The following is a 26,460-nucleotide window of genomic DNA, read 5'->3' as shown; positions in this document are numbered from 1 at the left end:
CGGCATACGAGATAGTAAGCCTGCTGCTGGAGGATGACGAATCACCCTGGAAAAAATCAAATTTCAATATAGGATAAAAAAACAGAGAAAAATGAAACTGGAAGAAGAAAAAATTATGGATGAGGGAAAACATTTTCCCAGCCATTTCGGAGAGGTCTATGATGCCATGCCGGAGAAATTCGAGAAACGAAAAGACAAAGTAAAACCGATGATTTACTGGGGACTGACGGCAGTATGTGTGCTGCTTGTCATTTTTCCCGGGTGGCTGCCATTCATCCCCTCATGGCTGGTACGGACAGCCGGTGTTATCGGGGCGGTTTTCTGTGTCCTTACCGCGTTGGCCGCAGGCCTTAAAATCTATAACCGTACAAGTGGCGGCGAGGTGAAGCGTTACAAGACCAAGAAGTTCATCAGCAGCATGACAGACAAGGACGACATAGTAGCAGCCTTCAACCGCCATGATTTCGAGTACCTGTGCGATTTACCCAGCGGCAACGACCAACCGGTGCAGTTGCAAGTGGAAAAGGATGAAAAAGGGCGTGAGCTTTATTGCATCCTGGTTACATATACCAAGGGGTACAAGATTGTAGGGCTTGCAGACCCCGTTATCCTCACCGGGGTGGAATACGAGAAGAACGAGGCATTTATCCGGCACATGTGCGATAACGACGCCGACTGACAACCGGCAAGGTTCAAGGACCGATAATCTTTGATGTTGGGACACAGGAAACGGATTTACTGTGTCCCAACCTGTTCAGTACAAACTCATATCCACCAAACATAACCTGGAATATATTATAAAATGGAGTGCTAATATGGTATTCAACAACGATATATGACAAAAAGAACAAGTAAAACAAAATACTGCTTCATCAGAAGCCGAATGTTCGTCTGCCTGTTATTGCTATCTGCATTTTTGCCGGTAGCCCATACGCATGCTTCGGAGACTGCAGACTCCGTATATTTTCATGCGGAGCTTGATACGGTTGGCGGTCTCCGTGTCGGGCGGGTACTGCGGCTGACGTATGCACTGGTTAATTCCCGATTCGACACGGCTTCCTACCCAGTGTTCAATGACAGCATTAAAGTGTTGAACGGTCCGAAGCCGCATAAGAGAGAGAGCTGTTCCATTATAAACGGTGTGAAAAGCAATAGCTATGAAACAGGTTTCTATTATCTTGTACAGTTCAAAAACAGTGGGGAAGCCAGAATCCCTGTCGCATCCGTGACGGCCGATGGCAAGACATATACCACGCCGGAATACCGGGTGTCCGTACATCCTACCGAAGTGGACATGAGCAAGTTGGAATGTCATCTGGAGGTGGAGCAACTGAAGAGCGATTACGTCAAGTACCGTGCAATACTGACTTGCAACGCCCGTCCCGACCAGAATCCCCCCTTGTTGACCATTAACGGGAAAACGGTACCGCCAAACAGCAACTCATATTCGAGTTCCAAGAACAAGGAGGAATACACTTACACTTATTACTTTACCAGCGAGGGTTATGATGTGTCCTGCGAGGAACTGACCTTTGGCGGGGTTCCTTATTCCATCAAACCCAGGGAGAGCAAGCTGGACGAAGCGGATTATATTGTTGCAATCCTGATTATAGGTGCATTGTTCGAACTGATATGGTGGCTTGCCTACCGGATTCGCTACCGTGAGGAAAAGAATGCTCCCCTTGCCGCCTTTGTATTGGAAAAGAAGACGCTTCCCCTGATTATCAGCTGGGCGTACACCCACTACGGCGCATCGCATATGTTGATGCTTTATGCCGCAATGTTTATTTCCATAAGCGGAGTGATGCATTATTCGAGCAATATTGATATAGAGGGTCTTTTATGGCTCGGTATCATTCCCGGACTGCTTGCCTTTATACTTTACCGGCACCAACGGCGCAAGCTGGATTTCCAGAGCATACCGACCTCATTGGACAAACAGGCGATTTATGACCAGATATACAAGTTGTCGGTAACTTATGACTGGGACGTAGACCATTACGGCGAGGACTGCATCGTGGCTCATACCAATCCTTCCCTTTGGGGTATGACATGGGGAGAACAGATTTTTGTCGTGTTCGACAAAGGTCAGGTATGGGTCAATAGCGTAAACGACCTGAACAAGCGTACCTCGATATGTTCTTTCGGACATAACAAACGGAATATTCGAAGAATAAGGGAGGCACTTGCCGGTGCTGCCGGGCAAGAAGGGCATCTTTTTGCCGGGGGTGAATGCACATCCGGACAATCTGCTAATTGGGGTAAGGTCAGGTATAATCAGGAAAAAACCATATCAACTGTCCATACTGTTGATACAGATGATACAGAGAGAAAGAATAACCCTGCAGGCTCTGAGGAATATAACTTTCCTGTCGATAAGGAGACAAATGGAAAGGATAACAAAGATCTGTCATTCTGGTCACTAATAACTCCAAGAAAAGGAAATATCGCAACCCCCTTACTTATTTATATAAATGTGGCATTGTTTATAGTGATGTCTATATGTGGGGTAAGCCTTATAGAACCGACAGGCATTTCTTTGATGAAATGGGGTGCAGATTTTGGCCCGCTCACACTTACCGGTGATTGGTGGAGAACCGTGACCTGCAATTTTATCCATATCGGGATAATCCATTTGCTGATGAATATGTATGCTCTATTATACATCGGGATATTCTTGGAACAGATTATCGGAAGCAGAAAGTTGATGACCGCCTATCTCCTGACCGGATTATTCTCGGCATTGGCAAGCCTTACTGCTCATCCCGAAACGATAAGCGCAGGGGCTTCCGGTTCTATTTTCGGACTTTACGGCATCTTCCTTTCTTACCTGATCTTCAATCACAAGATAGAAAAACACCAGCGAAAATCTCTTTTGTTTAGCATAGGTTTCTTTGTAATCTACAATCTTTTGCTTGGAACTAAGGAAGAAGGAATAGATAATGCGGCACATATAGGAGGCCTTGTCTCAGGAGTTATATTGGGTATAACTTATCTTTTGGCAGACAAGTATAGCTCTAAAAGGGCCTCACGATATATCGCATATATTGCTGAAATGACATTTCTGATAATGTTCGCATTCCTTTTTACGGGACTGACAAAATCCGTACCTTCGGATTTTAGGGAAATAAGGAACATGTGGGAATACGGTACATTAGAGAAATACGCACAGGAAAGTGAATCTGAAGGCAGAATACAGGAAAGTGAAACAGATCATACCAATTATATACCCAACCAAGGGGATAATCCTGCAACATTTAGCGGCAGCGATGAAAGCATAGGAGACGGCAGGAGAGAGTATGTGAATAAAGCATGCGGACTGAGGTGTACATATCCCACAGGATGGAATGCTGTAGTAAAATCAGATGACAACTGTGTTTTACAGCTTATGGGCAATGCCGGTAATACCATTGTCTTCAACTACAAAAAGTTCTCTTCGACCGAGGAAATCGACAATGCACGCAATCTGTTGTTGAAATCTATGAGCGGGACCGCTCCCGAAAGTGTAAATATCAACGGAATACCGTTTGAACGGATTTCGGGCAGAAGGGAATATCCATTGGAAAGAGGTGGCAGCATGAACTTTAATCAGAGTATAATTTTTTATCTGAATAAAAAGGCGTTGGACGGTTTCATTATCGTTTCAATGACAGCGACCGAGACCCATGAATCCGAAGCCCATGATATAATCGGTTCTGTCAGAATATTACCATCCAACTCACAATGAAAATAAAAGAATACGCTACCGATGAGCTTTTGATGATGGCCAACAATGTAACCGGAGAATATACGGACAAGGAAGTGAGACAGGCCAAGCTGGAACTGTACAGACGCGGTGTAAACTACAAGTTGATAGCCGACATCATGGAAGAAAAGGAGGAAACCTTCATGAGAAGACTGGATGCCGCAGCCCGTGCTGAGCAGGAACGCCTTGACAAGGAGAGAGAGAAGAACAGGAACGTGAGTTACCGGTGGTGGGAACTGATACCGATGTTCCTGTTCGCCCCATTTTACATGTTCGGAGAAATGAGGTATTTTGTAGGCTCTATCATTTTGCTGCCTGTCCACCTGCTAAGCCGGACTCCCGTTGACTTCAGTTATATGTTCAGGGAACTGCGAAGGCTGAAGGAGGAAAAGTGTGACCTGAAATTCAAACAGCGGCTTACTGTCTTGATTGCCGGAGATCTGTTTTATCTATCGGTATGCTGGTATAACTTTTTGAGATTCTGTTTCTAACGGGAATGAAGTACGATATATTTTTGGAAACATACATAATTGCATCTATGAAGGCAACATTCAAAAAATTATCCTGTACCTGTCGGCTATCCTGTTCCTGCCGGCATTGCACGCCCCAACAAGGGCATATATTTCCAAGGAAACAGGCTCTGTTTGCCAGTACCCTGCGGACTGGAAGCATTGCACGGCAAATGAATATCCGGAAATGCGGGATAAAGGCCTGCTGGTTTTTGTGAAATCATTAACATACAAGTTGATTTTATATAGCAATGAAAAAAACAACGAATTTACCCAAGTTTAATAGCCAGGACGGGCGCTGTTACTGGATGAAGCCCGAGGTACAGGAGGATTTGCAGCCGCTCTTTGACCAGTGCATCCAGGATGCTATTGACGGGAGAATCACGCGGCTTGATTCTCTCTGGCCGCCGGTAGTGGTCAGCAGTCAAGGTGCGCCCTTTGAGGTGTGGCAACTGCTTAGGGCGTGGACCGAAATACAGCGGGCCGAGACCCTGGATGCGGAACAGGCCATCGCCTTCAGCGAAAACCTGCGCCGCCAGAGCCGGTGGGGTGAAATTGACCACCATCTACTTGATATGCTCAAACGGGAGCTGCAGGAAAAGTATTTTGTTGCAACAGACAATGAAGATGATCGCTTCTGGAATCGGGAGTATTCCCTGAAACCAGGTATCCATGCAGAGCAAGTTCCGGAGCCGCTGCTGCGCTTTGCCTGCTATGTGGCGGTAAACTATAAGGTATATGGCATGAGCTTCCAGTATTTGGACACCAATTACCTGTTGGGATTGGTCGGGAAAGTCCGACCGGATATAGTGGAAAAGCTGAAGGAAAACGGAACCGGCAGGTTGCCGTTCAACCTGCAAAAGAGAAAAACAGTGCACTTCACCGCATCGGCCAACGATGCCTTTGCCGTCATCCGTATTACTGCCAGGGATAATACGGAGGAATGCTGTCATGAAGTGCTGAACTACCTGTGTGAGCTTCTGGAGCAGGATGATTTTCCCCGCAGCTATGCTGTGGAGTTCAAAGGACCGGAAAAGAAGTATCTGCCCATTACAGGACTGCCCCAAAAGGGAGTAAACCAACTTTTTGCCTGTGCCGTGCAATACCCCAGCCTCCACCACTTGATGGAACGGTACGCCCGGCTTGCCATGCGGCAATATGAACAATACACCAATCTCAGCGATGAGCTGTGTGCCCTTCCCGGCAGTTTTGCCGTGTTTGCCTTGGGAATGCTGGGGCAAGAGTGGCGGCAGTTGGTGTGGGATTATCTTGACCTCTGCGATGATGAGCACTCCCGCTTACAGGAAAAATTCCTCCGGGAGTATGTGAAACAGTTCGGCTTTACCGCCGATACAGTCCCCGTTTTTGTCCGGGGGGTGCTGTCCATGCAGGACATGAAATATTCCAAGGACTATGCCGCATGGATGGCAAACGCCGAAAGCCTGGGTGCTCTGCTGGAGACAAAATCCCGTCTGTCTGAAATCGTCCCAAGCGGTTTTTCCTCCGACGAGGATGATGACGAGGATGATACCCCCAGTCAGGAAACAGAAGCCAGCCCGGAAGAAGTGCTGCAATACGCATGGGAAACAGTTTGCTATGTAATATGGGGCAAAAACAGCGCCAAGGGTGGTCAGAAAGTGGTGGACGCAGCTCCGGAGGAACTGAAAGAGATGTATCGACAAGTTTTCATTAACATAAAAAAAGAGAGAATACAGAGAAAATGATAAAAGAAACCATAGAGAAACTGAAAGGCATTATCGCCCAAAGTGACACGGGGCACCTGCCGCTGTCCTGCCGTATCGAACTGATGAAACAGGTCGGCGATGTACTCACCGTGCAGAAAATCATGTGCGAATGCTGCAAGAAAGCCTGTTCTGTCACGGGGCGACAGATTATGGACAATGTACATCTGCTTTCCCGCATAAACGAGCATCTTTACAGAAAGCCGGACTCGGTGGAAGACATCGAGAAGGAGTCGGGCGAACTGTGGCTTCATGTGCAGAACAATCCTGACGAGGCGACCACAACCGTGAGCTGGGCCATCGCCAGCCTCGGGTATTTTGTCTGCGGTGATGCGGCCTCCATGCTGAACCCGGAAGATTACGAAGGAGAGGATGATGACAGTTTTGACCCTGAGAGCATGGACATCGATTTCATAGTGTCGCTGGTCTGCTCCGGTGGAAGTCCCTTTTCCGATAACTGGAAAGGTGACGTGGAAAAACGTAGGGAGTATTGGAACTGGTACCTGGACATGACTCTCGCCATGTATGAAAACCCGCAGCAGGAGGTCATACCCTTCCATGCAGTCAACGACCGTAACACACTCCACATACCTGTGCCGCCCGGGTGCGACCCGGCATTGTCCGGAAAGATAGAGCGGCTGAACTCCGCCCTCGATTCATACATCCATGCTCCCACGAACAGGAAAGAGACGGAGCGGATGAAACCTTATGCGGAGGACAGCTCCCTTGTCCGTATCGTGGCCGATGTCATCCGGGGGTATTCCTGCATACCCTCCACACCGCAGGAAAAGGAGGATTACCGCATAACCGGAATCTACAACTATGATGTCATCCGGTTCTGGTACTGCGTAGCCCTGCTCGCCCAGTCCCCGGACGAATGTGCGGTTGCCTGCCTGTCGGGACTTGCCCGTACCCTCATGGAGCAGGGACCGGGAGAACTTGGCATATTGTACCGCATCCTGCTTCTGCTGCCGGAGCGGGAACACCTGCACGGGCTGACAGACGAGCTTGCTAACTACTACCGGAAAATCATCCCAGACCTTGAAGCGGCGAAATGGCTTGCAGAGGCAGGCATCCCGTACCCAGACACTTTCGAGTGGTCCGTATCGTTCCGTTTCACTTCCAACGGGGAAACGGTCCTCCTGTCGGGGAACGAAACGGAAAGGAAAGCGTGGTTCACGCTGAGTGTCGAACTGTTCAGCCCTCAGGCTTTATACGGCGACTACACGAGGTTCACGAGCTACCACATCCATGTACGCAACGGGGACAACTCCGTTCACGGGCATTGGAATGAAAAGGACGGCTATCTCCTGCGTGATAACGAATACCTGATAAAAGATGAACACTACACTCCCAGACAGCTTGTCATACTGATGCACAAACTTTCGGGGGTAGGTATCCGTTTTTCAAAAGTCCCGGCCGGTGTTTCCGCTTCTAAAGGAATATCCGGCAAAGCCGTGAAGGAATGGATAAGGGAGATGATGGAGGCATACGAGCATGACTGCATGGAGGAGGTACGGGATCAGGCCCTCGACATACGCAAGGACGAGGGGGATGTTGGCGACACACTCAACGAGATAAGGAAAAAATGGGGAGAAGAGATACCGGTATTGAAAGAGGACCGTTTCGATGAAATCGAGATGCAGTATTCCTGCTTCTCGCACGAGATGGGCATTACTGCCCTGGGACAGGAGCTTACCTCATACGGGTACGCACTATATGACCTGAACGGGGATGACATATATCTTCTGGCATTGGTTCCGCAGGCGAAAATGCAGGCCTTTGAGGAGAAATGTTGCAAGTACGGGCAGTATTGCAAACTGCTGAAACAACCCCGTTATGATTTCGGAATGAAGGCAAAAACCATAAAGCTGCGCAAGCAGATGCCCCGTGAAAGGATGGCATGGCCTGATGACGGGAACAGATATATCACAAGAGGTTTTGCGGGTTATTTCGCTTATGGGGAATGGCGACAGGCGGATGTTGAGAAATGGCAGGGTACATTCGTTGCGGATCTACGTGTCACACCGCTTCAGCCGGTGAAACAGCGCAAGACAAAGATAAAGGCTCTTTTATATTCGGAAGAATTGGATTTTTATGCCGCATTAAGCAGTTATAGTAAGTGGTCTACATTCGCCGTTGGAGGCAGAAATCCCCTGGAAGCCGATGAATGGCCCCGCTTGAGCGGCCTGTCCCTCGAGAGCCCGCACGAGTTCCGCTGGTGCGGACGTTATTTATGCATGGGTGACATCCATAGTGCCACCATATTCACCATGTCATCACGGGGAATGAAATATGAAAGCCGTTTCATTTTCATTGACCGGATGAATTATCCTCCCTCTTTCGGCATAGATGGCAAAGGAATGCCATATATAATACCGGGAGAGTTCAGCCGTTCATCGGTTTACCGTTATGAAGGCAACGGAAAATATTACAGGATGCCGTTCCACATGTCCGGATATGACAGGTTCAGTAGCGGCTGTATTCCGGTGCCGGAAACCTCCCGGCTCCTTCTGCTGGGAGAATACATGGCAAGGAGCAACAGCGGGTTATGGACGGAGCCCGGTCTGCTCGACCTGAACATGGCGACACAGGAATGCCACATCGCCCCGCTCCGCATGGGAGACGGTTCTTTCCGCCTGCGTGAGTTCTACAAGGAGTGGGTGCTGGTGGAGAGCCGATCGAACGGCAACCGAACCGACTATGCCCGTCTCTGGAACCGGAAGACGGACGAAGTGCTGCGTCTCCGTCCCGGCGTGTTGGGCAACGAATCCTTCAAATCCATCCATGCGATGCCTGACGGAACTGTCATCGTGAATACCCTTAATAAAGGAGATGCATTGTACCGGGCGGAAGATTTCTGGAATTTCCTGCGCACGTCAAGCCGAGCGAAGAAACTGGGATACTGGCTCAACTATCCGAAGCCTTACCCGGACAGGGAATACGAGCTGCCTCCCTTGTCGGAAGACGTGACCCTGATGTTTGCACCTCCGTTCGTTGAATCTCAGCCAACCATTTCTCCTGTTGCAAAGCCGCAACCGACAAGAAGCGTCAAAACAGGACCTGCAGAAGCCTCCGAGACACAAGCCACAGACGGAGTAGAAATTGCAGAGGGACGGTTGAAAATAAACGGCCGGCAGATGTCCATGCCTTTATCCTACACGGTTATGGTGCAGATTTTTGGCAAGGAGAGAATTGTGATCACCCATAAGACTATGCAGGATGACAGAGGCAGGACCATACAATACGACAGACGGAGTTTCCTCGTGTGGGACGATGCCGGAGTGACTGCTGTCCGGAACGAAGAGAATGCCTATAATATTTCGGCCATTTATTTACAGGTAAAAGAAAACAAGGAGCCGGTATCAGCCATTCCCGCACCAACCGGAATATACGGCAGTGAAATCATAGTGGATGGCATCAAGTGGGACAGGACATCCGACATGACTGTATGCAGCGGAGAATTGGAAATAGCGTCATCTGCATCCGGCGGCTATATGGAAATCACATTCGCAGGCAGCCGTGACAGGAGAGACACATGGCAGCACTACCGTGACATCATGGCTGAAAATATGCAGGCCGCACTCGTGGAAAGAGACCGTGTAAGGCTGATGGCAAGAAACCATCCTGCGGGCAAGCCCTCGGACGACCAACCGGATAGCGCCACTTCACTGGCTCAATCCTGCGAATCATTCCTTACCTATTCAGTCAATGCCCTCCATGCCGGTTATTCTATGGGCAGAAGCGTGCGTTATCTGAAAACCAACCTGCTCCCGCTTCTGACAGAGGCAGCGGAAAAGTGCAGCGAATACGGTTCCGTCAGGTTTTCAGATCTGCTGTCCGTATATTCCGGATGCGTGCTTCTCGGCTATGAAAAGGTAAATATGAAGCGGTTTTGCGAAAAGCTGGTTAAAAACGGTATCCGTGATTTCGTGTTCGATACCCTCACACGGTGTCTCGTCCCCGAATGGGACCTCACGGAAGACACGGTGTTTCCGAAAATAAAGGAGTGGATTGTTTCCCGGCATGGAAACACAATCGCGCCGGAAGCAGTGACTGCATTAAAAGAATTATCCAGCATATCCGGAAATGTCCTGATTTTAGATGCGATAATGAAAAGCATCCAAAATTAATAATCCGTAAAGGAGAATGCCGGAAATCAGGCAAAAACGGCTCTGAACCTGTAACATGAATAAGCCCCGAAGGTCTTTGCCTGACCTCCGGGGTTATCCTTTTCCCCTATGTCTTTATTTGTACCATCTGAGCGACATCGCCGTCTGTTCGCAGAAACGGGCATATTCCTCCTTGTCCGTCCCGCTTTCGATGCGGCGGTCAATTAGCTCTCCCAGTTCATCGAAACAGACTTCATCACTGATGCACTCCACCCCCGTACCGTCCCGAAGATACACCTCGTAATAGTCCGAGCCGTTCAGACATATAAGCACATCGCCCTGAAATAGTCTTCCGTTCACATGGAATTTCAGACCCGGCAAATCCTTGAATATGGCAGGCGTGAATTGTCCGATACCCCAAGACATGAGGATTTCCATGCGGGTCGTTGCTATCAGTTGTTCTCTAACGGTCTGTGCGACCTGTACCACATATTTTTTGTCCATCATCTTGATTTTTGATTGATTTATACTCTTTTCATTCGAACCAATCCGGGTTGCTTTCCTTCAAGACTTCAATCAGTTCCTTGTCCGGCAGAAGAAGATTCTGCGGTTCTGTAAAGTAGAATACCTCGTCGTATAGGTATTCCGCTTCCTTACTGGCAAAACCTTCGTTCACATCCTCGAAACTGCCCGGCTGCAAGGCGTCAAGCAGTTCGGTTGAACCAATCAACAATTCTTCTCCGTCAATTGAATCGACGATACGGCAGATGTATGTCTTGCCGTCAAATTCCAATTCTTTTGTTCTCATATTCGATTTATTTTAATGGTATATACTTTCCGTGTTCATTGAGATATTCCATGATGCACTTCGCCTCCTCATGCGATGCCCTGTTGCGGTCATCGTAACGGCGGCTGTCGTCTGCCATGACCTTGATGCACTCCCGGATAAGCCGGTAAAGGCTCTGCTGATTTGTCGGGTGCATGCCCGGGATAGCCGCAGCGAATTTTCTGGGGTCGAAACTGTAGCTGTTCACCGCCATCTCCCACTCCTTTGCGAGTCTGTACTCTTTCGATTCCTGAATATTTCTGTCCATAGTTTTGATTTTTAATAATTCTCATTACATATCCCATCAAGTTCCTTGACTATGCTTGATACACTTTCTCCTGTCAATCCTTCAATGTCATACAGCAAATCCAACAGAAAGCGATATGCCTTGTCTCCAGCTTCTGTAAATTCTCCTGTACTGTCGAATGCGTCACCGACACATCCAAGCTCTTGTAACAATTCTTCCAATGTTTTCATCTTTTTGAATTTAAGTTTTTTCTTTTCCCTCTGTTCGGCATCCTGCAACCGGAGCCGCTTCGGGTTTTACGGTGCAGGGAGAGGCCGCCGGATAAGCCATTCCCGATGTTTTTTCCTGCCAATTACTCTTGCCCCGGCAAGGAAGAATTTGCAGGAAATGCACTTCAAAACGGAGGGGACAGGCGCGGCAGCCTACATTCGCACCGTAGAAAACCTGCGGCGGTGACGGCATGGAGGCGGAAACATGGGAAGCCCCCAAACGGTATAAAGGGAATGAGCCTTGTGAGGCAAGGCCTTGGAAAAGGTCGGCAGGCGGTTAGAAAGGGATAGCAGCGGCATGGTGCCGCCGTCGCACCTTGTGGCTTTCACTAAAAAAGGCATGACCGACGCACCACATAACACAACAGTATGCAGGACGGATTTCTCCGCCCTGCTTCTGAACTGAATTATGGAAAGGTCAAGCCGCTACATCTTCGGCTTGTGGCGTTTCATCGGGTTGCGGTTCTTCCTGCTGCTCCGCTTCCTGCCTGGCTTTGTCCTGCACCATGAGGACTGCTTTCTTTTCCTCGATGCGCTGGTGGCGTTTCTCATAGACTTCATCATAACCCTTTCGGATTTCGGCAAGCGTTTCGGGCATGTGCTTCTCCGCAAATCGGAGCAAGAGGGTGGCTGCGGCATCGCTGGCCGGTGCGTCTTGGAACTCGGAAATCAAGAAGTCCCTGCGGATAACGGCTTTCGCCTTGCCATTCAGGTTTTCAATGATGCGCAACTTGTCCTTGTCGGAAAGGTAGTACACATTCTCGTCCTCAATGCCTACGGCTGCGTAATGCTCCCTGCGGAGATATGAAAGGAGGAAGTAATAAATCATCTTGTCCTCGTCAGCTCCGAACTTGGTTTCGGCGGTGTCCACCTCTAATATCCGCTTCTTGGTGTCCGCAACCGTCTTTTCAAGGGCGATTTCCTTATTGCGCTTGTCCTGCTTTTCCAGTTTCTCAAGCGGAGTAAGTTCTTTCTCCTTTGTCGATAACGTGCCGTTTGCCGTATTCGTTGCGGAGTTCTCCACATAACCGAGAAAGAGGTCTTTGTTACCGATAAGAACATAGAGCGATATTTCCCCCTCTTCACTTCGTCGTAATATGTCCTCGCATTCAGCCTTGTAATCTTCCTGCTCCTGCTCGAAGTCCCTTTGGGCTTCTTCGTATTCTTCCGTGGTCTCGTAATCTGCCGCTTCGGGTGCTTCGGGCAGTTCGGGATAGTCCTCATGGCGGCATGATAATCTCTCCACCTCGTAGCCAAGTTCCTCAAGCCGCTTGACAGTCGTGTCGTTGTAGGTGTAAAAGATAGAATAAGCAAGCGAAGCGGTAGGATGGTCTGCCAACATCTGCATGGCCTTTTCCACAAGATAGGCTGCATTCATGTCCTCAAGGCATTTCCTGTTGGCACACTTTCCGCAACTGCCCTCACAGAACAACATCATGTTGTTGGTGTTGTGCGGGCAGGACTTGCAGAGGGTCTTGTCAAAGGAATAGCGGTCAAGGTCAGTCGTATAATCACTTTCTATGCGTTTCGCCACATCTACGGCTTTCATGCCACGCCAACTGCCGTATATGACTCCATCTTTCAGATGCCTGTCGTACACCTCACTCTGTATGTCCTCACCATATCGGCAGATTTCACTTGCCACACTGATTGTGATTTCGTCCGTTTCCAAAAGGGCTGCGATTTCGGAAATCAAAGTCGTGAATTTGAGCCGTGTGCGAATATAGTCTTCCGACTTGCCGAACTGAACAGCCAATGAATGCACATCGTGCCGTCCGCTCTCTATCAGTTTCTGATAGGCGTTTGCTTCCTCTATGGGTGTAACGTCCTTGCGCTGCAGGTTCTCCGTGACCGCCATTTCCTCGGCTACCTCGTCCGACACTTCGTATATGACTGCCGGAACGGTTTCCAGTCCTGCCATGAGCGATGCACGGTATCTGCGTTCGCCAAAGACAACCTCGAAGCGGTTTTCATCAATGGGGCGTACACCTATGGGCTGCAAGACACCCTGTTGCCGTATGCTCTCGGCAAGTTCGGCAAGGCTCGCCTCGTCAAAGGTCTTGCGAGGGTTGTAATTACTCGGCTGAATGTCTGCCAATGCTACCGATGCGATGTTCTTCTCTACTGACTTCATGTTTGTTGCTTCCATAATTCAAAAATTTAATTTGTTAATAACTTGTTTTTTTATTTTCCCTCTTGTCGGTTCTTTTCTGCCGAACCGCCTTTGGGGTTTTATGGATGCAGGTTCCGGCCGTCGGAACAGCTTCATACGGCGGCTTTTCTTGCCAAATTACTCTTTCACGGAAAGGAAGAATTTTGCAAGAAATGCACTTCAAGCCGACGGATCAAGCGCGACTGCCGACCTTCGCATCTGATAAAACCAATGGCCGGTGACAGCAGGAATGACCAGGAGAGGATAAAGGCCCGGCCGTATAGAAAAGGGAAACGGGTTTGCCGGAGATGGAAACGGTGTGGATGAACGCTATAAATGGGTATAAAAGAATGTGATATTTGACAAATACAAAAGGTAATTTTTCCACAAATCGTATAAAAGGATTGGCGGAACAGGCAGCATATCAGGCAACTCCGATATGCCACCTGAAGAAAATCACAGCGGCGACAGTTCCGCTGCGAATACTTCCGCCTCCGAATAGTCCGAGGCTATCAAAATGATACTGTCCTCTTCGATTTCCTCCGGGACATCCACCACCTGATACACACCGTCCGACAAACCGCCGTCCGGGTCATGCCAGAAAACCTTGTTTCCAATCTTTATAAAATCGTAATTACTCATATCTCTATCATTTCGGGTTGTTCCTATTTCTTTCTGTCCAGAGCGTAAACCGGAACCGGCATATACCATACCGGTAGCGGGTCGATTTCCCTGACTGCCGGATACGGCATATACCATAGTCCAGTCCATACCGTTACCGGGATGCCTTTGTCAGAATGGCAGGTCGTCCTTGTCGTCCTGCGGCATATCGGCAGGGGGAACGGGTGTGCTGTCCGTAGTGGCAGCCATGTTGTCCGGGCTGCCAGCCGAACTGTCCTTCTTGCCAGTATTGATGAATGCGATGCTCTCCGCCGTAATGGAAAGCTGAATCTGGCTCTCCCCGTTTTTGTCCGTCCACAGGGAAGATGAGAGCGTGCCTTCAACAAGTACCAGCCGTCCTTTGGTGAGGTATTCAGCCAACCGGATGTGGTTCTCCTTGTTGCTTCTTACCTTTACCCATGTGGTGACGTTCTGTCCCTTTGCATAATCGTCAACGGCTATGTTCATAGCCATGAATGAGCCGTGGGCTCCTGCAATCACCTGGCAGTCTTTGCCGATGCGTCCGATAGTGTGTACATGTAACATAATATAAAATGTTTTGTGGCAAGGTGGTTGGTCCTGCCGTTACCTTTCTTTTATTTTCCCTCTTTTCGGTTCCTTTCTGTCTGAACCGCTGTCGGGATTTTATGCTGCAACCAAAGGCTGTCGGCAAAGCCGCACACGTCGTTTTTTCTTGCCAATTACTCTTGGCAGCCCCGGCTGTCAAGGAAGAATTTGCAAGAAATGCACTTCAAAACGTAAGGGACAGGCGCAACGGCCTATATTTGCAGCGGTAAAACCAGACCGGTGACTGCCAGAAAGCATCCGGAGAAAGCATAAAGGCGCACCGATTATAACTGTACGGACGGCCCTGCCGGGGATAAAAGCAGAGGGAAAGGATGATATAACGGGAGAAACGGCTTGGGCGGGTAGAGAACAGTGGTCTGCCGGGCAAACAGAAAGGGGACTCTTTCCGCCTTGAGATCTGCCGGAATATATGGAGGCCGGCGCAAAGCGGGATGTGTCACCGTTTGCCCATGACACTGACGGCCCGGAAAGAAAAGATACGGATTAAAGGCGGAATGTGCCAGAGCAAGATCCGGCAGGAAGCCTTGCATAGCGGAATACCGTGTTGTTTCGACATCTGTCGAAGCTCCGGCATGGAGCGGCAAGAATCGGACTGGCGGTGCTCCGGCACAGCCTTCCGTACCTTGGATTGAAGAGCGGACAGCGGCACAGACCTCTTACCTTGCTTCATGGGCGGGAAAAGCCGGGTAGAAAAGGGATGAAATGCCGGGACGGTATGCCATAAAAAGGGAATTGCCGGCAATGAAGGCAGCCCAATATGACTGCCTTCCCCTGCCTGTCAGCCGACGAAGTTGAAATGCCTGTCGCAAAATTCTTTCTGACGCATGAAGCGCTCGCTCCGGTAGAAGTCCACTTCGGGATACATGCAATGGCCGGAAGCGGCGTATCTGCCAGTCGGTACACCTAACTCATAAAGCACGAGCCAGTCCAGCACCGCTTCTCCGTTGTTGTTCGTGTCGATGAACTGGCAGCCGGCATTACGCTCCACGCCCGGAAGATTGACGGTTATGACTGCCTCCGGCTCGAAACCGTTGCTGTCTTCTTTATATTCAAGCAATTCCAGACAGATTGGGCTGCCCAGTCCGTGCTGGTAGTAGGTAACAAACGGGAAGACCCATTTTTCATCCTTACGCAGAAGTTTTAACGTCAAACCGTCAACGACCACTTTTTTCTCACTGTTTTTTTCCATACTTCAAATTTTTAATTTCGTTTTTTTATTTTCCCTGCGTTTGGTCCTTAAAGACCTTCGCCGGATTTATTTTTCCGCACCACGAAAGTGATAACGGCAACCGGACAAATCTGGCGACAGAAATACGCTTCTCCCCGAGAAGGAAGATTTCCGTCGGACACCGCAGGCTTGCAGGATTTGTAGGGAACAGCCGTAATCCGTTACTTTCGCGGAACAATAAGCCGGGAAGGAAGGACTGGCTGCGAAGACAAAGATAAGGAAAGATATAAAAGGATGGACAGGCAGGTATAAGGGGGAAGGGTAAAAAAGGGAGGATGCCAGCCTATAAAGGCAGGGCGGGCCGCACAGGGCATACCATACAGAAAAACCTGCCCGGCCATCACGACCGGACAGGGAGTAAAGGTTAAAATATGAATTACGGTCAGGCAGCTTTGTCGATGTCCTCCTGTGCCGGATGCGGTTTCTGTTCCGCTTCCTTGAGGGCTTCGTCTATCCGCCGCTGCAAGTCCCTGCATTCTTGCCGGAGCCTTGCCAGTTCGTCCGACTTGCTCCACTTGCGGCTGACGATTTCCTGCAAGGTGGGAAGCTCGCTTTGCAGTTTTTCGATTTTCTTGCGCTGATTGTCGATGATGCCCGGCAGTTTGTCTAATGTGGTTTTGGGATATTGCGCCGACTCGACAAAACCCAGCGGCAACGCACCCGACACGCCGCAACGGTATTTCAATCCACTTCTGCCCTCGACATAGAACGTGTTGCGGTCGAATGTCCCGGAAAAGTCGTATTCGCTGCGTACCAGCAGGTTCATCCCCATATAGCTGCCAATGGTGGCGTATGCCTCGCTGCGGTATGTTTTCGCCATGCGGTGCAGTTCACGCCCGATTTCTTCTGCCGTGGCTTGCGGCAGGTTCAACAGCAGGGTCGTCCGCTCTCCGGTGTAAGCCGTGATGTATTTCCTATCGGCATTGACCTGGGCGATGAACCGTTCCGCCTTTTCGATGTCCTGCCTGTTGGCGGAAATCTTGTGCTCGGCACGGATGCGCTCTTTCTTGAAAATCGCCTGTTCCTTTTCCAACTGCATAATCCTGTTGTCGAGTTTCGCCTTGTTCAACAGGTCGGTATTCCCGGAAAGGATGGCCACGAACTCTGCGAAGTTCATGCCGTTGTCCTCGTCCATGCTGTCCTCGTCAATGCGGCGCACGGCAATCGTGCCGTTGTTAATCTGATTGATGAACATCTGTTTGTTACGCAAGAGGTTGAACTTGTAGGCATCCAACGTCTTCTCCGTGCCGTAGATGACTATATCCACCACATTGCCGCCCCAGAGCTTGACGGTGTTTCCCTTGCGTACCGCCCTGCCGTTGCGCTGTTCCAAGTCAGCAGGCCTCCAGGGAACCTCAAGATGATGCACCGCCACCGCCCGTTGCTGGGCGTTCACACCTGTGCCGAGCATGGAAGTCGAGCCGAACAGCACACGCACCCTGCCGCTGTTCATGTCCGCAAAGAGCTTCTTTCTCGCCCTCTCGGTCTGGGCGCACTGGATAAACTGTATCTCGTCCGCCGGAATACCGAGCCGCACCAGTTTGTCCTTGATGTCGGTGTAGATGTTCCACTCATTCGGCTTGTAGGTGGAAAGGTCGCTGAATATGAACTGTGTACCCCGGTTGGCATTGGAACGTACATAATAGTCATATACCGTCCTTGCACAGACAGAAGCCTTGTTGTCCGCATCGTCATGGAACTTGTCTCCGAGCAGTCTCATGTCGAGAGCCATCTTGCGTGCCACATTGGTAGCAACGAGCATCTTCGCTTTGTCGAGGTTGTCCGGTTCGGGGATGTCAAGTCCCAAATCCTCCCATTGTCCGCTATGCGCAAAGGAGACCAGCCGCCCAATCATTTCCTCCTGCTCGATGGTCGGGGCGTATGACAGGAAACGCACATTCTTTTGCGGCACATCGAGGTTAATCATGTCGGCGGTGCGGTAGTCGGTAATCTCACGCAGGAACATCGCCAGTTCCGGCACCTTGATATAGGTACGGAAACGCTCTTTACGCTTGATTGAGCCTGTCACGTTCAGCTCGTAATCAGCGGTTTTCTTCGTGAATATCGCAGCCCACGCATCAAAACAACTGATGGACTGCCGTCTCAACTCATGAGGACGCAGGTACTTGAACATCACATACAGCTCGGTAAGCGCATTGACGACCACCGTGCCGGAGAGGAATGTCGCACCGAGGTCATGGCCTGTACGGTGCTGTATGTCACGGATGGCAAAAAGCAAATTCATCGCCCTTTGCGAGCCTTTGGTGTTGCCGATGCCCGCTACCCTCGTGTGCCGTGTCTGAAACATGAGGTTCTTGAACATGTGCGATAAATCCGAAATTTCGGATTTGAGCCATTATCAGAACTTTTATAAGTTTCCTATTAAATTACTTAATTATTTAGTAATCATTTATTTTGCACCATAAACAGTTCTGATTATATTACGTCTATAATTGTAATAACTTTCAAACAAAATGCGATTATGGACATATTTAATCTAAATGAAAAAATCAAGGAGCTTGTTTCTTATTTACAAGACACTGGTTATTCAGCCATGTACATAGACTATGTGAAGAAAATGGCTGAGTGGCTATCAGGAAATGCTAACCATTACAAATGGCAGAGTCTCGCCGACGTTGAACCGACACTAAAAGAATTGTGGTCCAACAAGTATACTTATAGGAACAAGGTACGCCTGTTACGTATAATCTGCCAATATATCGAGGATGGATTATTACCCGATGGTCGTAAACACTACAGTAAACCGCACCACTACGAGTTGCTCAGCGCAGAATACAAAGATGTAACAGACATGGCTTTCAATATGGTAGGCAGATGTTGCAAATTTTCAACAAATGTGAAGTATGCACTATCTTCGTTCTTCTTCCGGCTACAGGAAATGGGGGTGTACTCATTAGAGTCAATAACAGAAAATGCAGTATTGGAAGTGTTTTCCAAAGACGGAAAACCGAATATGGGTCATTCACTCAAATATTCGGTGGAATATGGACTGAAAGCCTGTTTGCCCCACTATGGCAAGTCCGTTGAACGTATAATCGCATATCTGCCAGCCATACCCAACATGCGGAAGAACATTCAATACCTTACGGAGCAAGAACTTACTGCTATCAGGTATACTTTAGAACATGATGACACAATCTCCCTACAGGACAAAGCTATCATAACCTTGGCCATGTATACGGGATTGCGTGGGTGTGATATCTCTGCACTCACGCTTAACAGTTTCGATTGGGAACACGACCTGATAAAAATCACTCAGGTAAAGACTGGACAGCCACTGACATTGCCACTCCGTGCCGTGGTAGGAAACGCTGTATTTGATTACCTGCTCAAAGAACGTCCCCGAAGTTCGGAACCATATGTTTTTCTCACAATACACGTGCCATACAGAAGGCTTCATACAAGCAATCTCGATGCCATATGTTCAAAAGTCATGTGCAAAGCAGGAATAAGACAAGGTAGAAATGAGAGAAAGAGCCTGCACCTGTTCCGACATAATGTGGCGACGACTCTGTTACAAGGTGGTGTGCAGCAAGCTGTCATAAGTGCCACCCTCGGTCATGCGTCCCCAGATTCTATTGACCGTTACCTTAGTGCGGAATTCAAGAGGTTGAAGGAATGTTCATTGAGCATAGAACACTTTCCCATTGGAAAGGGGGTGTTTAACGTATGAAAACGATTTCGTTCCTTTCTGATGCGATAGAAAGATATGTGAAATACCGCAAGGCTTCCGGACGTGACAGCTATAGTTATGTCAAGAACATAATACTATTTGATCATTTTTGTGCGAGGGAATATCCCGAACAGACTGAGCTATCCCAAGAAATCGTGGACAGATGGTGCAAGCAACGTTCATCTGAATGTACAAACTCTTGTTTATCACGTGTCTATCCTATTTTGAACTTCATCAAATACATGAACAAGCGTGGAATGGCGAAGCTTGAATTGCCACAAGTGCCAAGGTCTGTACCGAAGACTTACACACCGCATCATTTCACACACGAAGAATTGAAGCGCTTCTTCGACGCTTGCGACAACACGAGGCCAAGGCGTGGCAGATCCGCTACCATCCAACACATGACACTGCCGGTATTCTTCCGCTTACTATACAGTTCAGGAATGAGGACAACCGAAGCCATCCTGCTGGAACGCGATGACGTAAACCTTGAAAATGGCGTGGTTTCCATCAAGCGAGGCAAGGGGTATGACCAACATTATGTAGTTCTTCATGATACAATGCTGGATCTGATGCGTACTTATGACGGAAGAATAGATGAGTTGGTTCCGCACCGTAGGGTGTTTTTTCCGACACCGGATGACAAGCCGCATCCTCCTGTATGGGTGACATATCACTTCCGGGTGCTGTGGCAAAGTTGTAATTCATCCCACGCAATTCCATACGAACTAAGGCACAACTACGCTGTAGAGAATATTAACAGATGGACGCACCAAGGATTTTCCGTTCACGGCAAGTTGCTGGCCCTAAGCAAGAGCATGGGGCACAGACAAATAGAAAGCACGTTGGCTTATTACTCCTTGACTCCAGCGATTTCTGATATAATGGAATATACAGAGAATCAATTATTAAAATTAAAGACAGATGAAAAAGAAGATTAATCCGCAAGCAATGCAGATAGCAGATTATCTGCATGACTGGCTTGAACACTATGTTCCTTCAATCAAGGCATGCAGTCCTCACACAAAGAGAAATTATAAAGTTTCCATAAAACTCTATGTAGAATTCCTCAGAGTCATAAAAGGTACTACACCAGAAACATTTTGCGCAGAATGTTTCTGTATGGAATATCTAATGGAGTGGATCATTTGGTTAAAGAAAAATAGGGGTTGTAGCCCAGCAACATGTAATGTAAGATTGTCAGCCTTGCGTGTTTTTCTAAAATATTTGTCGTTTAGAGATATATCCTATATGTCTGTTTTCTTACAAGCGGAAAATGTTCCAAATGAGAAAAACTCTAAAAGAAAGGTTATCGGGCTCAGTAAACAGGCTGTTGATGTATTGTTGTCCATGCCTAATCAAGGGAGTACTATAGGCTTTCGTGATTACACTCTGATGCTTCTCTTATATTCCACCGCTATTCGCATCAATGAGCTTCTGACTCTGAAAATTGGCAATATTGTTATAGACTGTGTAAAACCTCACATAATAGTCATTGGCAAAGGAAGAAAGAAACGTCCGATTCCTCTTTTGGCCAAGCCAGCACAATGCTTGAAAAGGTATCTTATCAAATACCATCCGAAACAGAATGATGCAAATGCATTACTTTTCTGTTCTAAGAGCAAAGGCATATATGTCCCGATGTCCCCTGAAAACGTGAACAAGATGCTGAAAAAATATGCCACAATAGCTCATGAAAGGTGCAAAGATGTTCCTGTGGATTTACATGCCCATCAATTTAGACATGCCAAAGCTTCACACTGGCTTGAAAACGGAATGAACATAGCCCAAATCTCATACTTACTTGGACACGAAAGTATTCAAACCACAATGGTATATCTTGATATAACTACAAAACAAGAAGAAAAAGCTTTGGAAACCCTTGAAGGCGAAAATCAAAAGAAAATGAGAAAAAAGTGGAAGACAGAGGAAGGAAAAGCAAATCTTGAAATACTTTTAGGGCTTACAAAAACAAATTGAGTAGGAGAAATTTTACTTCTTCGTTTTCCTCTTACCCGATAAAGATATACAAGTACTGCTTGTTATATTATATAAACTTCCAGCAAGGTATTATACCTGTTGGAAGTTATGTTATAGTTGCCAATTAAGGACAGAGTCTAAAGGATGCTGAGATTGATATGCGGAAAATAATTTCCTCTCATTTATAAGCGTTGATTCATCTCGTTTTAACACATTAGAAATAAAGTTATTCAACGATTTTGTACCTCTTAGAATTGGAACGATTTGAAGATACTCGGGTAAGACTGATTGTGATATTTCTTTTAATGTTAACCCTACAACAGTTGTTCTATCATATCCATATCCGACTTCCCAAGGAATCCATTTTGAATCCAATGCATTTTGGGATAAAAGACATAACATATGCGTGCTGTTTCTGATACCTGTTTTAATTGCACTTACAACCGAGTAAGGTTTCGTTCTGTCTATTTTTGTATCATATTCATCAAAATAGACATCAATACCAGAAGTAATAAAATAGTCTGCTATTTTTTTAGCAGTGTCCGAATCTCTTTTTTGGTGACTTATGAATATACATAAGCCACTTCTTTGTGCAATGGAATTTTCGGTTAAATAAAATCTATTTAATGCCATAATCTATTATTCTACTTATCCATTTTTTTTACGCATTGGTCTTGATAAATCATAAGTGCAAGTGGCACGACTATTATATGCATTATCAATCATCTGTCTCAAAATATCAGGTGTTAGTTTATCCCAATTGATTACAGATATAAAGGCGTTGGGTTCGAGCAAATTATCAATGATGCGTTCCGGTAAGTATGGATAACGCCTATGATACTCTTCTCGGCTATCAATAGACATCCATTGTGTCGTTTCTGGGTAAAATGTTTTCTCACTACTATGAGCGCATGTATAATATTCGCTTTTAACAGATGGTAGTAATATCACAACAATACCGGACTTCTTATTCACTGTACCATCATACATACTTGAATATAATTCCCAATCAATATGTTTACGATTTTTTGTTTCAGTTCCTACAAGTAAAATTGTTACAGTTGTATCCTTCAAATGCTCGTCGCGTATATATTCGCGTATCTTTTGGTCGTTCCAATCTTCTGGAATCTCGCCCATGTCAACAGAGCCATCAATGAATACTTTATTTTTTTCACCCCAACTAACCAAACCTTCTTTATATTTCTGGTCATTGGCATGATGAAAACTTACAAATACTTTATGCATAATTTTATATTAATTGCTAAAAACTTTATTAATACCCTTGAGAACCAATGATATTATCTCGGGAATATTAATAGAGTTGAATAAAATTTCATTTTCATCTTTATCAAGTCCATTTCTAAGAACCTGATAATCCTTATTTTCGAATATCTTCAGTTCATCATAATTTATCGTTGGCAGACAACTCATTTGGCAATATTCAATTAAATTTTTATAATCCTCATTGGTTTTTGCTTCTTCAAATAGTTTTTCTGCCGTAGTTTCACCTTTCATTAGTTTCACTATTTGTGCAGAAGCCCCACCAAATCCTCCTAATAAATAAATTGGATGTTTTTTCTGTATAGCACAAATCGCCTCTTCAAATATTCCGGCCATACGCCCCTTAAAATTGACAATTCTGCCACCCAAAATGATACGTGCATTAACATTCTCTTCCATCTCTTTACGCATAATAGATAAAGAATTTGCCCAAAGAAACATTTTACTTGGTGTAGTTGGCTCAAAGAACTTCCCCTTATCATCCTCACCTACACCTTGGGGTATTTCTGTTTTTACTATTTCCACGCGGTTGTATTTAAATTCAGCGATATCAGATTTTGAGAGTCTATTAAATATAGGCCAAGCAAAATAATTTGTAAAATAGATTGTACCGGGAGCAGACTTTTCTTTTATGCCATACTGACATGAAAGTTCGCATAAGAGTTTTGTGAATCCACCAATTCTAAGATCACCTCCATATACCAATTTAGATCCAGTAACAAGCAGATGACGAGCTATTTCAACAGATAAATCATCAAACATAGCTTTGCCAATCCCCTTAGTTATAGCTTCCGGAGTTTCCGAAATAGAAATTGCAATTTTCTTATCCTGCATTTTATTCATATTTGAATATAATTGACTCGGAGTAACAAAACTTGTAATCCTACCATTTTTATTCAAAACCTCCAACTCTTCACGACCTAACGGTGGTTCAGGATAGAGTATTGATTTTATATTATCTTCAATATTAATTAAATTTATTAATTCCGGAGGAACAGGAAGAATAGAGGTGTTTTGCAAATCGCACTTCATTACCAATTGCTCAAGATATTCTTTCTCATAATATTGGTCTAAGGCAGTACGTAGAAGCAAGATAATTACGTCATCCCATTTGCCATTAAATCTAATCTTTGGCATATTGCCCAAATACGGGAATGTTCGAGAGGAAACTCCATTCAATACATTTACTAATATTGAAGGTACATTATTTTTCTTACCAGAGATAGCTTCAATTCGACACCATTCTCTCTCTGAATATGTATCAGATTCTATGATAACTAATAAGGATGAAGCTATACCTGATTGAATTTGTTGGGCAAATTGATGGCCATCCAGAATATCATTAACATCAAAGAAAGAATCGAGTTTAGTATCTGAATGCAAATAATCTCTTAAAGAAATTGCCGTAGATTCACCTAAATGATCTTTATCCTTTTTAGAATGGCTAATGAATAATTTTAGCTTTTGCCCAACTTTATAAGACTTTAAATAGCGTAAAATGTTATCATAAAGTCTTATTTGGAATTCATGCCAATCAGTTTCAATATTCTCATTTTTCAAACAAATAAACTGTTCTTCTTGAAGAAGTGGATTTATATCGAAAGCATACTTGGATAGTTTGACGGCAAATATTTTTAGTGCCCCATTGGCTTGTTTTACTAATAATTCTTTTATATACTCATTCCATATAGTATTACAATACATATTGTCATCAACCAATAATATTGCAATAGTTTTATTACTGAAGTTTATATCTATTGGGGTAATTTGATTGGCCATATCTGTTCGAAAGAACACTGGTATATCAAGACCATCTTCAAAAGGCCTACTTGAGTTACGACACAGAAGATGGTAAATTTTCTCATATGTTTCGCCACCTTTAGTATTATCCTTGTCATACAAGACATATACAGAAAGAGGTGTTTTAAAATTGGAACTCATAAAAAATAGAAGTAATTTATACTTAAGTTGGAGTTTTAACAAATATTAAATACAGTATGTAATGGAATTGTTCATTATATTATGGGTGGTTAAACTCATGTATTATGAAAATACCATACACTATCAGATGCAAAGATACAATAAAAAAGGAGAATTACCTCATATTCCTGATGCTAAATATGGTTATGTTATGTAAAGTTGATTAATTAGCAGTAAATGTCATTGCTGTATAAACTTAAAACTATATACCAACATAACATCTTCTAAAAAATGCTAAGTAATAAAGAATTGACAATTTGATATGACCAATATTGCTGGAATGGGAGTTACACAACGTTCTGTAGAATTGGTACAGAGATCAACAGTCAAGAATGTGGTAAACAGAATATATTCTATACCCTGCATATTACAATCGTAAAAATAATCAGAACTTATATTTATAAAAAATGCTGAAATTCAATACATTTAGAATATCAAACAAAAAAATAAGAAAATTCTGATAATGCGATAAATCCGAAATTTCGGATTTGAGCCACCAGTTCAAGAACCTGACGTTCAACACGCGCCATGACCGTGTGGCGGGGCTGGGCAACTCCGAGGGAAGCCAGAAGGCACTGAACCTGCTGTTCGCCATCCGCACCATACAGGAACGGACGGGCAGGGATTTGGGGGCGACGTTTTTGTCTGGGACTACCATTTCCAACAGCCTTACGGAGTTATACCTGCTGTTCAAATACCTGCGCCCGAAGGCGCTGGAGAAACAGGACATCCGCTGCTTCGACGCATGGGCGGCGATATTCGCCAAGAAGACGACGGACTTCGAGTTCAACGTGACGAACAACATCGTGCAGAAGGAACGCTTCCGCTACTTCATCAAGGTGCCGGAGCTGGCGGCGTTCTACAACGAGATAACCGACTACCGCACGGCGGAGGACATTGGCGTGGACCGTCCGAAGAAGAACGAGATACTGCACCACATACCGCCCACCCCGGACCAAGAGGTGTTTATCGAAAAGCTGATGCAGTTCGCCAAGTCGGGCGACGCGACGATATTGGGCAGACCGCCGCTCTCGGAAACGGAGGAAAAGGCGAAGATGCTCATCGCCACGGACTATGCACGGAAAATGGCATTGGACATGCGCATGATTGACCCGAACTACGAGGACCACCCCGACAACAAGGCGAGCCATTGCGCCAAGATGATAGCGGAGTATTACCGCAAGTACGACGCGCAAAAAGGCACGCAGTTCGTCTTTTCGGATTTGGGCACGTATCAGCCCGGAGGTGGCTGGAGCGTGTACACCGAAATCAAGCGCAAACTGGTGGAGGACTACGGCATCCCCGCCCATGAAATCCGCTTCATTCAGGAGTGCAAGAACGAGAAGGCACGGAAGGCGGTGATAGAGGCGATGAACGAGGGGCATGTGCGTGTGTTGTTCGGTTCGACGAGTATGCTCGGCACGGGTGTGAACGCCCAAAGGAG

Annotated in this window: 18 protein-coding genes and 4 pseudogenes; 10 read left to right on the top strand and 12 right to left on the bottom strand. The window is 46.3% G+C overall.

Annotated features, from left to right (window positions below; all coding sequences use genetic code 11):
- The first annotated feature begins 91 nt into the window (after positions 1 to 91).
- The 6 genes and pseudogenes from B5F34_RS15745 (at position 92) to B5F34_RS15725 (ending at position 10,129) form a co-directional block, all read left to right on the top strand.
- A complete protein-coding gene (locus B5F34_RS15745; RefSeq protein ID WP_083535625.1) occupies positions 92 to 679 on the top strand; it encodes a hypothetical protein in 588 nt (195 codons plus the stop codon).
- 156 nt (positions 680 to 835) lie between these two features.
- Positions 836 to 1,264: pseudogene (locus tag B5F34_RS17990) on the top strand (BatD family protein); the annotation flags it as partial.
- A gap of 30 nt (positions 1,265 to 1,294) precedes the next feature.
- The gene (locus B5F34_RS15740; protein ID WP_239449005.1) at positions 1,295 to 3,727 is read left to right on the top strand and encodes a rhomboid family intramembrane serine protease; all 2,433 of its coding nucleotides are present in this window, start codon (positions 1,295 to 1,297) and stop codon (positions 3,725 to 3,727) included.
- Positions 3,724 to 4,236 (top strand): transcription initiation factor IID, encoded by a 513-nt coding sequence (locus tag B5F34_RS15735; RefSeq protein ID WP_072544698.1) that lies wholly within the window; start codon positions 3,724 to 3,726, stop codon positions 4,234 to 4,236. Before B5F34_RS15740 ends, B5F34_RS15735 begins: the two co-directional genes overlap by 4 nt.
- Positions 4,237 to 4,505: 269 nt before the next feature.
- A complete protein-coding gene (locus B5F34_RS15730) occupies positions 4,506 to 5,978 on the top strand; it encodes a DUF6138 family protein (RefSeq protein WP_204245628.1) in 1,473 nt (490 codons plus the stop codon).
- A complete protein-coding gene (locus B5F34_RS15725) occupies positions 5,975 to 10,129 on the top strand; it encodes an Imm5 family immunity protein (protein WP_087340733.1) in 4,155 nt (1,384 codons plus the stop codon). The genes B5F34_RS15730 and B5F34_RS15725 overlap by 4 nt, the downstream gene beginning before the upstream one ends.
- Positions 10,130 to 10,243: 114 nt before the next feature.
- Here the strand turns inward: B5F34_RS15725 and B5F34_RS15720 are convergent, their stop codons facing one another.
- From B5F34_RS15720 to B5F34_RS15665, 9 genes and pseudogenes are all read right to left on the bottom strand, one after another.
- Entirely contained in the window at positions 10,244 to 10,612 is a 369-nt protein-coding gene (locus B5F34_RS15720; RefSeq protein WP_013616493.1) for a hypothetical protein, read from the bottom strand.
- Between the two features lie 31 nt (positions 10,613 to 10,643).
- Positions 10,644 to 10,916 (bottom strand): hypothetical protein, encoded by a 273-nt coding sequence (locus tag B5F34_RS15715; protein WP_087340732.1) that lies wholly within the window; start codon positions 10,914 to 10,916, stop codon positions 10,644 to 10,646.
- 7 nt (positions 10,917 to 10,923) lie between these two features.
- Positions 10,924 to 11,202, bottom strand: coding sequence for a hypothetical protein (locus B5F34_RS15710; protein ID WP_072544701.1), 279 nt, complete (start codon positions 11,200 to 11,202; stop codon positions 10,924 to 10,926).
- Between the two features lie 11 nt (positions 11,203 to 11,213).
- Positions 11,214 to 11,411 (bottom strand): hypothetical protein, encoded by a 198-nt coding sequence (locus B5F34_RS15705; RefSeq protein WP_013616490.1) that lies wholly within the window; start codon positions 11,409 to 11,411, stop codon positions 11,214 to 11,216.
- 457 nt (positions 11,412 to 11,868) lie between these two features.
- Complete coding sequence (locus tag B5F34_RS15700; protein WP_087340731.1) at positions 11,869 to 13,599, bottom strand: ParB/RepB/Spo0J family partition protein; 1,731 nt, start codon at positions 13,597 to 13,599, stop codon at positions 11,869 to 11,871.
- A 462-nt stretch (positions 13,600 to 14,061) separates the two neighbouring features.
- Positions 14,062 to 14,244 (bottom strand): annotated as a pseudogene (locus B5F34_RS18095) (hypothetical protein); the annotation flags it as partial.
- Positions 14,245 to 14,394: 150 nt separating this feature from the next.
- A complete protein-coding gene (locus B5F34_RS15685; RefSeq protein ID WP_013616488.1) occupies positions 14,395 to 14,808 on the bottom strand; it encodes a single-stranded DNA-binding protein in 414 nt (137 codons plus the stop codon).
- An 820-nt stretch (positions 14,809 to 15,628) separates the two neighbouring features.
- Positions 15,629 to 16,039, bottom strand: a complete 411-nt coding sequence (locus B5F34_RS15675) for a DUF4313 domain-containing protein (protein WP_013616486.1) — start codon at positions 16,037 to 16,039, stop codon at positions 15,629 to 15,631.
- 421 nt (positions 16,040 to 16,460) lie between these two features.
- Positions 16,461 to 18,404 (bottom strand): annotated as a pseudogene (locus tag B5F34_RS15665) (helicase-related protein); the annotation flags it as partial.
- Between the two features lie 156 nt (positions 18,405 to 18,560).
- Here B5F34_RS15665 and B5F34_RS15660 point away from each other — a divergent pair.
- Genes B5F34_RS15660 through B5F34_RS15650 form a run of 3 tightly spaced genes read left to right on the top strand, consistent with a single transcriptional unit; the run spans position 18,561 to position 21,755 of the window.
- Entirely contained in the window at positions 18,561 to 19,772 is a 1,212-nt protein-coding gene (locus B5F34_RS15660; RefSeq protein ID WP_087340728.1) for a tyrosine-type recombinase/integrase, read from the top strand.
- Complete coding sequence (locus B5F34_RS15655; protein WP_087340727.1) at positions 19,769 to 20,716, top strand: tyrosine-type recombinase/integrase; 948 nt, start codon at positions 19,769 to 19,771, stop codon at positions 20,714 to 20,716. Before B5F34_RS15660 ends, B5F34_RS15655 begins: the two co-directional genes overlap by 4 nt.
- Positions 20,700 to 21,755 carry a tyrosine-type recombinase/integrase gene (locus B5F34_RS15650; protein ID WP_087340726.1) on the top strand — a complete coding sequence of 352 codons (1,056 nt, stop codon included), beginning with the start codon at positions 20,700 to 20,702 and terminating at the stop codon, positions 21,753 to 21,755. The genes B5F34_RS15655 and B5F34_RS15650 overlap by 17 nt, the downstream gene beginning before the upstream one ends.
- A gap of 111 nt (positions 21,756 to 21,866) precedes the next feature.
- On the opposite strand, the gene B5F34_RS15645 is transcribed toward B5F34_RS15650, so the two are convergent.
- Genes B5F34_RS15645 through B5F34_RS15635 form a run of 3 tightly spaced genes read right to left on the bottom strand, consistent with a single transcriptional unit; the run spans position 21,867 to position 24,977 of the window.
- Complete coding sequence (locus tag B5F34_RS15645; RefSeq protein ID WP_087340725.1) at positions 21,867 to 22,388, bottom strand: toll/interleukin-1 receptor domain-containing protein; 522 nt, start codon at positions 22,386 to 22,388, stop codon at positions 21,867 to 21,869.
- A gap of 15 nt (positions 22,389 to 22,403) precedes the next feature.
- Positions 22,404 to 23,000, bottom strand: a complete 597-nt coding sequence (locus tag B5F34_RS15640) for a TIR domain-containing protein (RefSeq protein WP_087340724.1) — start codon at positions 22,998 to 23,000, stop codon at positions 22,404 to 22,406.
- A gap of 9 nt (positions 23,001 to 23,009) precedes the next feature.
- Complete coding sequence (locus tag B5F34_RS15635; RefSeq protein WP_087340736.1) at positions 23,010 to 24,977, bottom strand: TIR domain-containing protein; 1,968 nt, start codon at positions 24,975 to 24,977, stop codon at positions 23,010 to 23,012.
- A 530-nt stretch (positions 24,978 to 25,507) separates the two neighbouring features.
- Between B5F34_RS15635 and B5F34_RS15630 the strand changes: the two are divergent.
- Positions 25,508 to 26,460 (top strand): annotated as a pseudogene (locus B5F34_RS15630) (DNA methylase); the annotation flags it as partial.

Source organism: Mediterranea sp. An20, assembly GCF_002160055.1.
Classification (GTDB): domain Bacteria; phylum Bacteroidota; class Bacteroidia; order Bacteroidales; family Bacteroidaceae; genus Bacteroides; species Bacteroides avicola.
Note: the sequence above shows the minus strand (reverse complement) of the source record. Positions and strands in the feature narration are given on the sequence as shown.